This window comes from Spiroplasma endosymbiont of Phycita roborella (genome assembly GCF_964031195.1).
In the GTDB taxonomy this organism is placed as follows: domain Bacteria; phylum Bacillota_I; class Bacilli_A; order Mycoplasmatales; family VBWQ01; genus Spiroplasma_E; species Spiroplasma_E ixodetis_A.
Map to the genome: position 1 here is coordinate 489,375 of NZ_CAXIQJ010000004.1, position 16,059 is coordinate 505,433.

Consider the following 16,059-nt stretch of genomic DNA (forward strand, 5'->3'; position numbering starts at 1 on the left):
TATTTTTATTGTATTTAATATACAATTATTATAGTTACTGGTGTGATTTTAGAGGATGGTAAAAGTAATGATTTTTTTATTTTTAGTTATAATTAAACTTTTATAATAATTAAATTTTAAATAACTAAATAAATACGGACATTAAAAATTTTGACATACCTTTATTATAAGAAATTTTTATTTTTTGAAAGAATTTTAAAAAATAAGTTTAAGTAAATATATAAAAATAGTAATAACACCAGAACTAATAAAATCATTTTGGAATTAAAAAAGAAATTAAGAAATAATAAAAAAATAAAAAAAGCATGATTGTTTTAAAATTTTTTTATTTTTTTATAAGAAGGAGAAAGAAAATGTTAAAGTTTATAAGAAAATTTTATAATAAGTATCTTAAAAAGTACTTTAAAAAGAAATGGAATGGCAACCCTTTTTAGGACTATTTTTTGGTAGACATTTGTTTTTGATAACTAATTGGAGTTAGGTAGTTTAGAGTACTGTGAATTCTTATGTTGTTATATCAATTGATGTAATCAAATAATTCTAATTTTAATTGGATTAATGATGTAAAATTTTTATCATTAATAAATTCAATTTTGAAAGTTTTAAAAGTTGCTTCAGCAACAGCATTGTCATAAGGACATCCTTTTTTGCTTAAAGATCGAGTTATGTTGAAAGCTAATAAAAGTTTATCAATAGTTTTATTATTGAATTCATTACCGCGATCAGTATGAAATATTTCAATATCTTTTAAACAGTGATTTGATTGCATAAATGCTTGATATACTAATGATGCATCTTTTTTAACTCCAACACTATTTCCAATAATTTCGCGGTTAAATAGGTCGATTAATAGGCAAATATAGTTTCATTTACCATTAACTTGAACATAAGTTAAATCACTAACAATAACTTCATTTTTAATTCTATTATTAAAGTTTCTATTAACAAGATTGGTTATTTGACTATCATTGACTTTATTATGATAATTTTTGAATGATAATTTAGTGTATTTTGATATTAAATTATGCTTATTCATAATTTCTTTAATTTTTCTGCGTGATAAATAAATTTCTTGGTTTGCTAGTATGACTTTTAATCTTCTAGTACCATAAACTTCTTTATTTTCTTTAAAAGCACTAATAACAGCTTGTTCATAAATATTATTTTGAATTTTATTTTTTTTCTTTAAATTAAAATAATATGTTGATTTAGAGAGTTTTAAAAAATGACACATTGTGCGAATTTTATATTTAGATTTATTATTTGCAATAATCTCTACTTTCTGCCTATTATTAGTGCTGCTTGCTTTAAAATATCAATTTCCATTCGTAACTGTTTTAATTCTTTATTTGCTTGAATTAATTGTTTTTCTAAATCTGAAAGATTATCTTTAGTTTTAAAACTACTTGAATTAGTAAATTGCTTAATTCAATTGTAAGTAGCTGCTCTTGTAACATTGTATTCTTTAACAAGGCAAGATACTGATTTGCCACTTTGATATAAAGCTACTATTTGTTTTTTAAATTCATCTGAATATGAGTTAATAGTGACCATAATTATAATTCCTTTCTTTTAACTAATTTGTTCACTTGTCTATGTAATTAGTGTCCAATAAAGTGTAACCCATCCAGTATTCTAAAATTTTAAATACAGGTCATGAAATTAAACGATTAATTATTGATAGAGATGGTGTTTTGTTTGCTGGTGTTGATTCAAATCAAATATATAAAAAAGTAAAAAAATCATCTACTTTTTACAATATGTTAGGAATAGATAATGATAATGAACATATTCTTGCCTTAACAATTAATTCAGAAAACACTTTATATGCTGCAGGAACTGAAGGCATTTTGTATTCAAATAAAAATTTTAAGTAACATTTTAAATGTTACTTAAAATTAAATATATTAAAAAAAGATTTTAATTAAAAAATGTTGGCTGTTATGATATAAAATTAGATTTTTTTAATGCTATACTTATTTATAAAGTTTAAAATAATATGAAAGGAAGCAATTATGAAAGTAATTAAGGTTAAAAATATTACTAAGTCATATAATGGTAATGTTGTACTGGGACCTATTAATTTAGAAATTGAGAGTGGTAGTTCTGTTGCTATTTTTGGTGCTAATGGTGCTGGTAAAACCACATTATGTGAGATTATTAGTAATACTAAAAATGCAAGTACAGGAGAAATTGAATATAACTTTAATAAAAAAGATATTCCATATGTTGTTGGAATAAATTTTCAAGATCAAGTTTATCCTAACTTTATAACAGTTAAAGAATTAATAAATTTTTATCATAAAATTTATTTAGATAAAATAAAACCCGAAATTTTTAATAGTATGTTAGATAAGTTTCAATTAAAAGAATTATACAAACGTAAAGTAAATAGTTTATCGGGTGGTCAAAGACAAAGAGTTAATTTATTTTTATCATTATTTCATCAACCAAAAATTTATATTGGTGATGAGATTTCAACTGGTTTAGATGTTAAAACAAGAATTGATATTATTAATTTTTTACAAGAACAAATTAGTTTGAATAACATTACTTTAATTTTAGTTAGTCATAACTTAGATGAAATACAAGCTTTATGTAAACGTATTATTTTTTTAAAGGATGGTCAAATTATTGATGATACTACTGTTGTTGAAGTTACTAAAAAATATGGTTCATTATTAAAATATTATTTAGAAAAAACAGAAACATCATTAGAAATAACTACGAGAAAGGAAAAAAAATAATGCTAGCAATGTTTCAATTATTATTTGGTTATTTTAAGAAATCTTTCCATAGTATTTTCTTTGGCTTTATTTTCCCTATTATTATGTTAACAATTTTAGTTGCTGTATTAACACCTGGTAATCCAAATGCTGCACAAACAGTATTACCGGGGTTAGTGATGTCAGCTTCACCAGTATTAGGAATTGTTACTTTATCAATGACATATTCTGATTTTAAACAATCAATAATTATTAAAAGAATTGGTGCAACACCATTAAAACCATGACAATTTATTAGTAGTATTTTAATATTTCATGTTATTTTAATTTTTATTGGTAGTTTTTGAACATTAGGAATTGGTGCAGCTTTATATCATAATCAGATTAATTGAGAACTAATTAATTGAGGTTATATATTACTAGCAATTCTGCTTTCATCAATTATGTGTTCAGCAGTAGGAATAATGGTTGGTATTCTTGCTTCTGATTTTAAAATTGCTAATGCTTTTGCTTTATTATTATATTTGCCAACGTCATTTTTATCGGGTCAATATATTCCGTATGTAGCCATTAAAGGACAACCAGTTTTAGTTATTATTGCTAAAATTATTCCTTTTTCTTATCCTGTTTCTATTATGAATAGAGGATGAAATAATTATGGTACTCCAAATGATTTAATCAATGCAGCACTTTTTGATAATTACTGAATACCGATTTTAGTTAGTTTACTTTGAATTGGAGCATTAATATTTGGAGCAATTATGGCTTATAAATATCGACGTAAATAAGTAAATAAGAAAAAATATTTGTTTATAAAGAAATTATTTAAATTTTAAAAAATATTTACAAAATAAACAAGCCTAATTAGGCTTGTGTCATTATTTAGTGATAATTTCCTATTAGTTATCGAGTGAAAATTTCTCAAAAAGTGAAGTTAAATATACTTGGTAATAAAAATGGAAAGAAGCATGACTATGAAAGAAAAATATAAATACAAAATTATAAATGACATTGTTATTAATAAATTATCTAAACATCAAGCCAAAAATAAACTTAACCTAACTATTAGAAGAATTAACCAATTAATTCAAATTTTTAATAAAGAAGGTAAAGTTGGTTTTATTCATAAATCTCGCAATAAAATTTCTAATAAGGCAACAAAAATAGAAATTAAAAATAAAATTATAAACTTATATAAAACAAAATATTATAATTTTAATTTTCAACATTTTCAGGAAAAATTAATTAATGAAGAAAACACTAAAATTGCATATAGTACAGTTTATAATCTATTAATTCAAGAAAAAATCACTTCACCAAAAAGACATAAGAATAAAAAAAATAACTTGCATCCCACAAGAAATCGTAGAACAAATTTTGGTGAATTAATTCAAATGGATGCAAGTAATCATCATTGATTTGGTAACGATAAACCAAAAGCATTTTTACATGCTGCAATTGATGATGCTACAGGAAATATTGTTGGACTATGATTTGATCACCAAGAGACATTAGATGGTTATTATAATGTTTTTTATCAAATTTTAACTAAATATGGCATACCAAAGATATTTTATACTGATAATAGAACAGTTTTTGGATATAAGAAAAAAATTGATTCAGGTAAAATAAACACAGAAAATGACACTTATACTCAATTTCAAAAATGCTGTAATGATTTAGGTGTTGAAGTAATTAGAACCTCAATTCCACAAGCTAAAGGCAGAATTGAACGATTATTTGGAACACTTCAAAGTCGCTTAATTAGTGAATTACGACTTAATAAAATTAAAAATTTAGAAGATGGTAATAAATTTCTTAAAACATATATAAACATTTTTAATAATCAGTTTGCTTTTCCTATTGATGATAATAAATCTGCTATGGTTAAAGCTCCTACACAAAATGAAATAAATGTTTATCTTTCAAGATTTTGTAAAAGAAAAACAGATAGTGGTTCAACTATAACATATTATGGTAAAAAATATTTTCCTTATAAAAATAACAAAGTTCAATATATACAACCTAGAACTGATGTAATTGTACTTAAATCATTTATTAATGAATTCTATCTTAGTTATAATAATAAAATATATGAACTAAAAGAAATAGCATTAAAACCAATTATTAAAGAAGATTTGATAAAAACTAAAAAAGTTTATATACCAAATAAAGACCATCCTTGAAGATATGGATATCAATAATTTTTAATTAAAAGTAAAAAAACATATTTTAGAAGAGATTTATTTTATTAATACTAAACCATATAAAATTTTAAAACATTTGTATATGAGCAAATTTGGTGTCTTAAAATCAATTTTAAAGATATAAAGATATTGCAAATGCAATATCTTCCCCTTTTACATCTGTGGTGAGCTTGGTTTATATCCACTTGTTAAAGGTTGATTTTCACTGTTTGCACTACGTTTTCATTGTTCAAAAATTGAATCAAAATCATAATCTAAACTTGATTTTAATTTTAAATATTTTCCTACATTATCAACCCTTTTTTGTCCTTTTGATTCGATTTTATCTTCTAAATCATATATATTTAATTTTTCAATATATGGAATTATTTTATATTTCTTTTTTAAATTTTCATTTAATGTTTTTAGATATATTTCTAGTTTTTCTATTTCTTCTTTAAGATTTTTTTCAGTATTTATTATATTATCTAATTCTTTATTATCTTTAATTTTACCCTCTAATTTTTTTATTTCAGAATAATAAAATTCATAAACTGGTGAATTAGGTTTAACTTTAAACATTTTTTATTTTCTCCTTTGAATAAATAATAAAAAAACTCATTTATTTTATCTTAAAATAAATGAGTTAAAAACTTATATAATTTTTTGTATAAATTAATTATACAAAAAATTTTAAAAAATTAAAAAACTTTATTTCTATTTTTATCTAGAAAAGAATTTATTTGGAATTTATGTTTATTTAACAGTATAACTTTTCAAAATAATTTATTTTTTAAAAAATATTTTTGGGAAATTTTCACTCGATATTGACAGCCTAATTAGGCTTGTTTTGATTTATTTTTAAAAATTAATGATACTTAAATTTTGGTCATTTACTTCGGCTATCAATTCCTGAATTAGTAGCAAAAAGATCAAAATTATTAACTTTTTCTACATTTCATGCTGAAAGGTTCTGATTAAATTTTTTTGCATTTCAAAACATTCCCATCATATTTGTTACTTTTGAAGTATTTCACTTTGAAATGTCTTGATTAAATTTTTTTGCATCATAAAACATATAACTCATATCTACTATATTTGATATATTTCAAGAAGATATGTTTTGATCAAATGTTAGATTATCAGCAAACATATTACTTAAAGAAGTAATTTTTGTTGGTAATTGATCTGGTACTTTTTCAACTATTCTTGGCATTTTAACAGCTTGAATTTCTCTAATTCCATTTTCAAAAAATCCGATTTGAATAATTTCTTTACTATCTATATTTGATAAATCTTTTTTATTTGTTTCTACTTTTGTTCCTGTTTTGTCAATATAAATTGTATCTTGTTGTATTTTATTTTGTGTAATATTAGTATTTTGTTTGATAGTGTTTAAGAAACTAGTTAAATTACCTGTGGTTGTTGCAAGTGTTAAAACACTTAATGTTTTGATTAATATTTTCATTAAGATCTCCTTTTTTGTTTTTCCCGAATAACTTCTTAAGTTTAAGAAGTTAATTTATATTTTAAGTCGTTTAAAAATAAATGCAATAAGTGTTTAGTTTATGATAGAAATAAAAATATATAAATATTAGGAAAAAATTTTATGTTATTAGTAAGGTTAAATGTAATAAAAAAGTTATATAATATATTTTTTGCATACAATTTGTTTTTTTTAAAAAAAGATATTTTATGATATTATTAAATTAATTTAATAACTGTTAATTACTAGTATAGATAGTTTTACCTATATTAGTTTTTTTGTTTTTATTAAATTAATTTAATTAAAAAAATATTATATATTAGGTTTATTGCGTTTAAAGTCAAGTTTTATATTGAATTTATTAGAAAGAAGTTAAAATATGGCAAACGGCAGAGAAGTTATTATTACTAATAATTTAAATAATCCAAGTATAAAAAGTTTATTATTAATTGATGAATTTAGTAATAAAATTGGTGACGCATTACTTATTATTGATTTAGAAAAAAAGAAGATATTTTAGAAAGTATATTTATTGAAGAAAAATATCGTAAGCAACAATATGGTAGTTTACTTATTTACAAAATTTTTGAGATATGTCATAGCAATAATATCGAAAACCTTATTTTATTATCAGATCCAACTAATGCTACTGTCGGTGAATTTTATGAAAAATTAGGATTCACTTATGCATGAAATAAAAAAACTTTTTTTATGATTATGAAATTAATATACCTCATGCAATTTTTAATAAAAGAGATGATATTAAAAAGTGAAAAAATATTAAAATAAAAGAAATTTTTATTGATTTTGATAAGTCAAAATCAAAAGCTATAAATGATGAACAAAAGATATTAGAGGATAGTGAAATATTATCTAGTATTTTAGATGAAGTTTTAATACATGAAGAATCAATTTTAAAGGAGGATTATCAAAAAGTTATTGATTGATTTAATCAACAAAGAGAACAAATAATCAAAAATCCAAAACAATGATGAAATACTTTAACCCCCAAACAAGTAGATGTTGTTAAAAATGAGGCAAAAAAATGGTGAAATAACTTAACACCAGAACAAAGAAAAATAAAATTATTAGAAAAACAAGCATATCAAAAAAAGACAATAAAAAAAGATGATACTCCTTTATTGTGTGATTTTGATCAAAATATAAAAAATAAATTAGACTGCATGCAGTCTATGAAAACATCAACTCCTGTTTTTAAAAAAGATAATTTTAATATTTAGATTTTTTCTTTTCTCAAATGTCTGTCAATATCGAGTGAAAATTTCCCAAAAATATTGATCAAAAAACACTAATTCTGAATAATCCCTAAAAATTTTAATTCCTATTTTTTAATGTAGGGATTATTTTTATAAAAAGAAGTATAATTTAAACAGATTAAAATAATTAGGAAAAAAATAAATAAAAACTTAATATAGTTTTTAATCCCTTGCTTTAATTTCAAAGTAAATGGTTTTTTTAATGTTAAAAAGTAAAGAAGGTAATAAAAATGGGAAATATTAATGAAAGTTTCAAAAAAGAGACAGCAGATAATGATATTATTAAAAATTTAGAAGAAGGTAATGGAACATACATTAAAAATAACCTTATGCATGTATTAAAACATAAAGAACATCGTAATTTTCAAAATTGAATGGTTACAGAGCCATATTGAAGTGCATGAATAGTATCATCAGATGGAAATACAGCAGAAAGTTCTACAGTTAATATTTTAGAAAGAATAGTTTATGTTGCAAATCATGATAATAAACTTACTTGAGAACTAATGTTAAAAAATGGTGAAAACGATGCAAATCCTAATTTAATTGGCAATTTTTATAATTGATATAGAACTGTAAATGAACCAGAAAATGACAGGTTTGAAAAGAGTGTATTAGAAGCAGCAATTTTAAAAAACAAGCCAAATTTAGTTGAGATTTTAGTTGAAAGTGGTGCAAATATCAATTATCAAAATCCTAAAAATGAAAATAAAACACCATGAGAACTTGCAATTATCGAAAAGAAAAATAAAATAGCAAAATATTTAATTAATAAAATTGAAGTAGATAAAAAAAATAAAAATGGTCAAACACCTTTACATTTAGCAGTTAGATATAAAAATAAGGACATAGTTAAATTTTTACTTGAAAATAATGCCAATTTAAATATTAAAGATAATTGAGATGATACACCTTTATTTGATGCACAAAATGTTAATAATGTTGAAATATTTAAATTATTAGTTAAAAAAGGAGCAGATTTAACGAAAAAGAATAAAAAAGGTCAAACAATTAAACAAGTAGTAAAATTAGAAAAAAAATGTTTAATAATGGAATATGAAAAATTTTGTCCTGATAAATTTACTTTGGAATTATCTGGAAAGTATAAAGTAGTAGATTGAAAACTTACGTATGAAAAAACAGATAATGAGTCAGTGAAAAAAATTATAGGTAAAATTATATCAAAAGATGAAATGCTTAATATAATTAAAAATTACAAAAATGATTTTGATTCAGATGAAATAAACTCAAGCAATTATCAAAATCAACCTTCAACAAGTGGATATACATCACCAAGAATATAAAAAATAAGAGATTGTAATTGCAATCTTTTTATATCTTTAAAATCAATTTTAAGGCATTAAATTTGCTTTTCGACAAACAATTTAAAATTTTATATAGTTAAGTATTCACAAAAATAATCTTTTATAAAAAGAATTTTATCTAATTTTAATTTGACATTATTGGTATCCATATCTTCAAGGATGGTTTTTATTTGGTATATAAACCTTTTTAGTTTTTATCAACTCTTCTTTGATAATTGGTTTTGGTGCTATTTCTTTTAATTCATATACTTGATGATTGTAACTAAGATATAACTCATTAATAAACGATTTAAGTACAATTACATCAGTTCTAGGTTGTATGTATTGAACTTTGTTATTTTTATAAGGAAAATACTTTTTACCATAATATGTTATAGTTGAACCACTATCCGTTTTTCTTTTAGAAAATCTTGAAAGATAAATATTTATTTCTTCTGATGTAGGAGCTTTAATCATAGCAGATTTATTATTATCAATAGCAAAGGCAAATTGATTATTAAAAATACTTATATATGTTTTAAGAAATTGATTAGCTTCTTCTAAATTTTTAATTTTATTAAGTCTAAGTTCACTAATTAAGCGACTTTGAAGTGTTCCAAATAAGCGTTCGATTCTACCCTTAGCTTGTGGAATGGAAGTTCTAATAATTTCAACACCTAAATCATTACAAGACTTTTGGAATTGAGTATAAGTATCATTTTCCGTGTTTATTTTGCCAGCATCGATTTGTTTTTTATATCCAAAAACTGTTCTATTATCAGTATAAAATGTTTTTGGTATGCCATATTTAGTTAAAATTTGATAAAAAACATTATAATAACCATCTAATGTTTCTTGATGATCAAATCATAGTCCGACAATATTGCCTGTAGCATCATCAATTGCAGCATGTAAAAATGCTTTTGGTTTATCCTTACCAAATCAATGATGATTACTTGCATCCATTTGAATTAATTCACCAAAATTTGTTCTACGATTTCTTGTTGGATGTAAGTTATTTTTTTTATTTTTATGTCTTTTTGGTGAAATTATTTTTTCATTCATTAATATATTATAAAGTGTACTATATGAAATTTTAATTTTTTCTTCATTGTTTAATTTCTCATGGAAATGTTGAAAATTAAAATTATAATATTTGGTTTTATATAAATTTATAATCTTAATTTTGATTTCAAAATTTGTTACCTTATTAGAAATTTTATTTCGAGATTTATGAATAAAACCAATTTTACCTTCTCTATTAAAAATTTGAATTAATTGGTTAATTCTTCTAATAGTTAGGTTAAGTTTATTCTTGGCTTGATGTTTAGATAATTTATTAGTAATAATGTCATTTATAATTTTATACTTATATTTTTCTTTCATAGTCATGCTTCTTTCCATATTTATCACCAAGTATATTTAACTTTATTTTTGGGAAATTTTTACTTGATAACTAATAGGAAATTATCACTAAATAATGACACTTTTCTCAAATGTCTTGTTTTTTAAAATTAACAATGTAAAATAAAATACATAATTAATTTAAAATATAAAAGAGTAAAATTAAATGGTAATTTAGAGACTTAGTGGTTGCTGTAAACTAAGCAAGTTTAATTTGAAGGTAACTTATATTATTAGTAATTTAAATAATAATTAAGTGCATTTACTTTGTAAATGAATTAGGATGGTACCGCGTTAAAAAACGTTCCTATTTGTGGAATGTTTTTTTATTTTAAAAAGGAGTATAACAAATGAATAGAAATTTAAACAAAAAATATAATCATATTGAAATTGAAAAGGATCGTTATCAACAATGAGTAAAATCTGGATTATTTAAGGCAAATGTTAGTTCTATTAATCCTACATTTTCTATTATCTTACCACCACCCAATGTAACCGGACTTTTACATTTAGGTCATGCTTGAGATAGTACTATCCAAGATTTATTAATTCGTTATAAACGTTTACAAGGATTTAATACTTTATTTATACCCGGTATGGATCATGCTGGCATTGCCACACAAGTTAAAGTTGCACAACGTATTAAAGAAGAACAAAAACTTAATTTGCAAGAATTAGGTAAAGATAAATTTTTACAACAAGCATGAAAATGAAAAACAGAATATGCACAAAACATAAGAAAACAGTGAGCAAAACTTGGTTTAGCATTAGATTATTCGCATGAAGTATTTACTTTAGATGAAAATGTTAAACAAGCAGTTAATGAAGTATTTGTAAAGTTATATAAAGAAGGTTTAGTTTATAGAGGAAAAAAGATAGTAAATTGAGATCCAGAATTAAAAACCGCTATTTCTAATATTGAAGTAAATTATCATGAAACAAAAGGAAAAATGTATTATTTAAAATATTTTATAGAAAATAGTAGTGAATTTATTACTATTGCTACTACCAGACCAGAAACAATGTTTGCTGATCAGTGTATAGTTGTAAATAGTAAAGATAAACGTTATTTACAATTTATTGGTAAAATGGTTATTAATCCGGCTAATAAAATGTTAATTAAAGTCATTGCTGATGATTATGTTGATATGAATTTTGGAACGGGTGCTATGAAATGTACACCGGCTCATGATGCTAATGACTATGAAATTGCATTACGTCACAATTTAGCAATGCCTATTTGTATGAATGTTGATGGAACTATGAATGAATTAGCACAATCATATATTAATCAAGATCGAATGGTATGTCGTAAACAATTAGTTGAACAATTAAGAAAAGAAAATTTAGTTGTAAAGGTTGAAGACCATCTTCATCAAGTTGGTTATTCAGAAAGAAGTAACGCTATTATTGAACCATATTTATCACAACAATGATTCATAAAAATGAAACCATTAGTTGAAATGATTATTGATAAACAAAAAAATAAGAAAACAAAGATTGATTTTCATCCAATATTATTTGAACAACAACTTTTGCAGTGATTAAATAATATTCAAGATTGATGTATTTCCCGTCAATTGTGATGGGGTCATTCGCTTCCGGTTTGATATCATAAAAAAACTAAGAAAATTTATGTTGATACTAACCTACCATCACCAATTAACGATTATATTCAAGAATTAGACGTATTAGATACATGATTTTCTAGCGGTTTATGACCTTTTGTAACCTTGGGTTGACCACAAAAAAATGTTGATTTGCAAAAATATTATCCAATATCAGTATTAGTTACTGCTTATGATATTTTATTTTTTTGAGTTGCACGAATGATGTTTATGGGTTGAAAATTTACTAATCAAAAACCATTTACTAATGTTTTAATTCATGGTTTAATTCGTGATGAACAAGGTAGAAAAATGTCAAAATCATTAAATAATGGAATTGATCCAATGGAAGTTATTAAAAAGTATGGTGCGGATGCTTTACGTTACTTTTTAGTTAGCAATTGTGCTCCCGGTCAAGATTTAAGATTTAGTATTACTAAAGTTGAGTCAGCTTGAAATTTCAATAATAAGTTATGAAACGCTGCACGTTATGTGCTAATGAATATTGATGATAAGTTTCAATTGGATGAAAATATTGTCTATAATAATTCGTTATCATTTATTGATCAATGAATTTTACAAGAACTTAATCAATTGATTATTTATGTAGAGCAATATATGGAAAAATATGAATTTGTTTTAGTAGTTAAAGCACTATCAAATTTTATATGAAATAAATATTGTTCTTGATATATTGAATTAAATAAAGTTAATTTACAAAATCAAGAGCAACAAAGTAACTCATTACAAACATTATATTATGTTTTACAGCAAATTATTATTATGGTTCATCCCTTTATTCCCTTTATTACAGAAGCAATTTATGAAGAAATGGGGTATAAAAATAGCATTTTAACAAATAAGTTTCCTAAAGTTAAAGTTATGGAAAAAACAAAAGTTGTAACACAATTTGTTGAAATATTAATTGAAATTATTGGTAATATTCGAGAAATTCGTAAAGAACTTAATTTATCTTTAAAATTACCGTTAATTATTCATATCAATACGACTAATTCTTTTTTTGAAGTAGAAAAAAATACTTTAAATCCTTATTTATTACAATTAACTAATAGTCAAATTGTTACTATTAGTGATAGTCCGTTGTCTGTTAATAATAAAATAATTAAAATTATTAATTCAGCAGTAATAGAAATTAATGTTTCAAATTTATTTAATAAAGAAGAACAATTAGCAAAATTAAAAGGGGAATTAGTTTATATTGAAAATGAAATAAAACGTAGTAAAGATATTTTAAATAACCAACAATTTTTAGCAAAGGCACCACCAACAAAAGTTGAAATAGAAAAGCAGAAATTAGAAAAGTATCAAAATCAAAAAAAATTAATCAATGCCAAGATTAAAGAATTATAAAAAACTTTTATTTTAATTCAAGTTGAAAAATTTCATTATTTTCCAATTTAATATCATCAATACCTACTGAAAAATCAATAAATTCTTTACCATTTCAATGCTCAATGTATCAAAATTTTTTATCTTCTTGAGTACCTTTTTTACCTTTTACAGCAACCAAAAATCTTCCCAATTGACTTTTTTCAACAGTAAAATTATTAGAACAAGCACTTAATAAATTACCAAGTGTATTAAAAGTAGTAATATAATTAGTTTTTTCAAGGATAGTTTCCTTGCCGTTGATAGCTGTAATTTCAATATTAGTAGTAATGCTATTTTGATTAGTAGTACCATTTAAGAATTTTGGGATATAAATAATATTTAGTATTAATGAAGTTCCTAATATTAATATAATAGAATTATATTTGCATCATTTAATAAATGTTTTATTTTTAATTATTTTTATAAAATTATTTTCTCATTTCTTACCATCAGTTTTTATTTTTGTCATTATTATCAGCCTTTGAATTATCTTTTTTATTTTATTATATTAAAAAAAATAAAAAAAGGAAATTGCTTATCTCATTTTTAATAATTATTGAGGTGAAATTAAATGAGATTATTAATTATAACATTGACAATTCTTTTTCTTGCAAGTAATGGATTAGTTGTATTAAAGTTGATTAAAAATTTTAATGAAAATGAAATAGTTAGTAAGGAAAAAAATGATACAAAAATTATTACTATTACTGTTGAAATTAAAGAACATTTACCAATTAGAGAAGATTTATGTATACGAAATAAATATTATGTTAAAATTCTTAATTCAAAAATAAGTATTATTAATTTAATTAATACTTTGAATATTTCTAATGTTTATTTTGACATTTTGGCATTAAATCTAAATCAAAATATTAGTGAAAATTATAAATTAATATTATCACCAAGAAATAATGCTATTAAATATTATTCCCGTTATACTATTACTTTAGAGCCTTTAATTAATTTAGGTTTAAATAGTCAAGATGCCAAAAAAGTATTATTATTATTTAATAAAAAAAATTTAAATGCAAAACAATTGTTAGAGAATTTAGAAAAATTATTAATAACCACAAAAAGAAAATATATACAATTGATGCATAAATTTATTACTTTTTAATGATGTTTACTTATCATGCTTTATTAGTTTTATTTCGGAAATGTTTAGTAATCTGTGTAACTTACAAAAATAACTATGTTTAATTAATTCTAGTAAATATAATTAAATGACTAGAAAGAGTGAGTTACAGATGGCTAAAAAAGATAACTTTAATAATAATGATCCAATATCAAAAGCAGTAGATTTATTACTAGAAAATACTGAAGATTTAACAACAGTTTTTAAACCTGGCGGTTTATATAAAGAATTAACAAAAAGATTAGTTGAAAAAATGTTGAATTCTGAAATGCAAAATTATTTAGGATATGAAAAAAATCAACATAGTACTACTGAAAATGCTCGTAAGAGGCTTTTTAATTTAAAGGTACACATTCAAGTACAAAGTCTCTAATTTTTTTATTAATATCCTTAGTATTTTTTAATTCTTTTTCTAGTTTTTCTACAGTGTTTTTACAATCTTGTATTATTTTTTTTAGTTCTTCAATGTTTTCTTTTGAATATTTTAATTGTTTTTCTAATTTTTCTTTATCATATTGAGATTGTTTTAGTTTTTTTTCTAATTTTTGGTTATTATTTATATAATCTTTTAATTCTTTTTCTAATTGTGTTTTATTTTCTGTATTTTCTTGTATTATTTTTTGTAAATATCTAATATTTTTTTCTGCTTCTTTTAATTGTTGTTCTAATTTTTCTTTAATACCTTTAGATTCTCTTAATTCTGCTGCTTGTTTTGCTATAGTATATCTAGATTTTCTTAATTCTTTTTCTAAATTTTCATTATTATCCTTATAATCTTTAAGTTCTGTTTCTAGTTTTTTTTTATCATTTTCTACTTCTTTTAATTTTATTTCTAGTTTTGCATTATTATCTTGAGTTTCTTTTAATTCTTCTTCTAGTTTTTCTTTATTATCCATATAATCTTTAAGTTCTGTTTCTAGTTTTTTTTTATCATTTTCTACTTCTTTTAATTTTATTTCTAGTTTTGCATTATTATCTTGAGTTTCTTTTAATTCTTCTTCTAGTTTTTCTTTATTATCCATATAATCTTGGATTATTTCTTGTAAATGTTCAATACTTTCTGTTGCTTCTTTTAAGTTTGTTTCTAATTTTGTATTTTTATCTTGAGTTGCTTTTAGTTCTTCTTCTAAATTTTGATTATTATCCTTATAATCTTTAAGTTCTGTTTCTAGTTTTTCTTTACTGTCTTGAAATTGTTTTAATTGTGTTTCTAATTCTTTTTTATTGTTTTTTGAATCATTTAATTCTGTTTCTAATTTTGTATTATTATCTTGAATTTTTTTTAATTCTTCTTTTAGTTCTTTAACTTTATATTCAAAATTTTTGTTTTCTTTTACTGATTTTGTATAAAGATTGCTTATTTCGTCTAATTTATTACATGTTTCTTGTAATTTTTTATTTAATTTCTCAATTTTTTTATCACATTTATTGCTAGTGGTAATACCTCATCAACTATCAACATCAGATTTTTTTACTATATTTTTATCTTTATCATTTATCATTTTTAAAGTACCCCTTTTTAAATATAAATATTTATTTTTA

General features: G+C 22.4%; 15 protein-coding genes and 1 pseudogene. 10 read left to right on the plus strand and 6 right to left on the minus strand.

Features of this window, described 5'->3' with window-relative positions:
• Positions 1 to 436: 436 nt before the first annotated feature.
• A protein-coding gene (locus AAHM95_RS04745) for an IS3 family transposase (protein WP_342274253.1) occupies positions 437 to 1,554 on the minus strand; the annotation gives its coding sequence in 2 pieces (ribosomal slippage) (positions 437 to 1,284 and positions 1,284 to 1,554; 1,119 coding nt in all).
• A gap of 140 nt (positions 1,555 to 1,694) precedes the next feature.
• Between AAHM95_RS04745 and AAHM95_RS04750 the strand changes: the two genes are divergently transcribed.
• The 4 genes from AAHM95_RS04750 (at position 1,695) to AAHM95_RS04765 (ending at position 4,930) form a co-directional block, all read left to right on the plus strand.
• Positions 1,695 to 1,877 carry a hypothetical protein gene (locus AAHM95_RS04750; protein ID WP_342274254.1) on the plus strand — a complete coding sequence of 61 codons (183 nt, stop codon included), beginning with the start codon at positions 1,695 to 1,697 and terminating at the stop codon, positions 1,875 to 1,877.
• A gap of 138 nt (positions 1,878 to 2,015) precedes the next feature.
• Positions 2,016 to 2,747, plus strand: a complete 732-nt coding sequence (locus tag AAHM95_RS04755; RefSeq protein WP_338975921.1) for an ABC transporter ATP-binding protein — start codon at positions 2,016 to 2,018, stop codon at positions 2,745 to 2,747.
• Positions 2,747 to 3,514, plus strand: coding sequence for an ABC transporter permease (locus AAHM95_RS04760; protein ID WP_338959055.1), 768 nt, complete (start codon positions 2,747 to 2,749; stop codon positions 3,512 to 3,514). Before AAHM95_RS04755 ends, AAHM95_RS04760 begins: the two co-directional genes overlap by 1 nt.
• 168 nt (positions 3,515 to 3,682) lie before the next feature.
• The gene (locus AAHM95_RS04765; RefSeq protein ID WP_342273976.1) at positions 3,683 to 4,930 is read left to right on the plus strand and encodes an ISNCY family transposase; all 1,248 of its coding nucleotides are present in this window, start codon (positions 3,683 to 3,685) and stop codon (positions 4,928 to 4,930) included.
• Positions 4,931 to 5,086: 156 nt separating this feature from the next.
• Here AAHM95_RS04765 and AAHM95_RS04770 read toward each other — a convergent pair whose 3' ends face one another.
• The gene (locus AAHM95_RS04770; RefSeq protein WP_342273977.1) at positions 5,087 to 5,494 is read right to left on the minus strand and encodes a hypothetical protein; all 408 of its coding nucleotides are present in this window, start codon (positions 5,492 to 5,494) and stop codon (positions 5,087 to 5,089) included.
• Positions 5,495 to 5,780: 286 nt separating this feature from the next.
• Positions 5,781 to 6,380 (minus strand): BspA family leucine-rich repeat surface protein, encoded by a 600-nt coding sequence (locus tag AAHM95_RS04775; RefSeq protein ID WP_338973956.1) that lies wholly within the window; start codon positions 6,378 to 6,380, stop codon positions 5,781 to 5,783.
• A 397-nt stretch (positions 6,381 to 6,777) separates the two neighbouring features.
• On the opposite strand from AAHM95_RS04775, the gene AAHM95_RS04780 reads away from it, so the two are divergent.
• From AAHM95_RS04780 to AAHM95_RS04785, 3 genes are all read left to right on the plus strand, one after another.
• Positions 6,778 to 6,918, plus strand: coding sequence for a hypothetical protein (locus AAHM95_RS04780; protein ID WP_281748171.1), 141 nt, complete (start codon positions 6,778 to 6,780; stop codon positions 6,916 to 6,918).
• Between the two features lie 53 nt (positions 6,919 to 6,971).
• On the plus strand, positions 6,972 to 7,187 hold the full coding sequence (locus AAHM95_RS09665) for a hypothetical protein (RefSeq protein ID WP_425289628.1): 216 nt from the start codon (positions 6,972 to 6,974) through the stop codon (positions 7,185 to 7,187).
• Positions 7,188 to 7,905: 718 nt separating this feature from the next.
• The gene (locus AAHM95_RS04785; RefSeq protein WP_342273918.1) at positions 7,906 to 8,979 is read left to right on the plus strand and encodes an ankyrin repeat domain-containing protein; all 1,074 of its coding nucleotides are present in this window, start codon (positions 7,906 to 7,908) and stop codon (positions 8,977 to 8,979) included.
• 156 nt (positions 8,980 to 9,135) lie between these two features.
• Here AAHM95_RS04785 and AAHM95_RS04790 read toward each other — a convergent pair whose 3' ends face one another.
• On the minus strand, positions 9,136 to 10,383 hold the full coding sequence (locus tag AAHM95_RS04790; protein ID WP_342273919.1) for an ISNCY family transposase: 1,248 nt from the start codon (positions 10,381 to 10,383) through the stop codon (positions 9,136 to 9,138).
• Positions 10,384 to 10,733: 350 nt separating this feature from the next.
• On the opposite strand from AAHM95_RS04790, the gene AAHM95_RS04795 reads away from it, so the two are divergent.
• Positions 10,734 to 13,361 carry a valine--tRNA ligase gene (locus AAHM95_RS04795; RefSeq protein ID WP_342274255.1) on the plus strand — a complete coding sequence of 876 codons (2,628 nt, stop codon included), beginning with the start codon at positions 10,734 to 10,736 and terminating at the stop codon, positions 13,359 to 13,361.
• 7 nt (positions 13,362 to 13,368) lie between these two features.
• On the opposite strand, the gene AAHM95_RS04800 is transcribed toward AAHM95_RS04795, so the two are convergent.
• Entirely contained in the window at positions 13,369 to 13,851 is a 483-nt protein-coding gene (locus AAHM95_RS04800; RefSeq protein WP_342274256.1) for a hypothetical protein, read from the minus strand.
• A 102-nt stretch (positions 13,852 to 13,953) separates the two neighbouring features.
• On the opposite strand from AAHM95_RS04800, the gene AAHM95_RS04805 reads away from it, so the two are divergent.
• Together AAHM95_RS04805 and AAHM95_RS04810 are read left to right on the plus strand one after the other, a co-directional pair.
• Positions 13,954 to 14,499, plus strand: coding sequence for a hypothetical protein (locus tag AAHM95_RS04805; RefSeq protein WP_342274257.1), 546 nt, complete (start codon positions 13,954 to 13,956; stop codon positions 14,497 to 14,499).
• Between the two features lie 130 nt (positions 14,500 to 14,629).
• Positions 14,630 to 14,875 (plus strand): annotated as a pseudogene (locus AAHM95_RS04810) (IS256 family transposase); the annotation flags it as partial.
• On the opposite strand, the gene AAHM95_RS04815 reads toward AAHM95_RS04810, so the two are convergent.
• Positions 14,853 to 16,019, minus strand: a complete 1,167-nt coding sequence (locus tag AAHM95_RS04815) for a coiled-coil domain-containing protein (RefSeq protein WP_342274259.1) — start codon at positions 16,017 to 16,019, stop codon at positions 14,853 to 14,855. The pseudogene AAHM95_RS04810 and the gene AAHM95_RS04815 sit on opposite strands and share 23 nt — an antisense overlap.
• Positions 16,020 to 16,059: the final 40 nt, after the last annotated feature.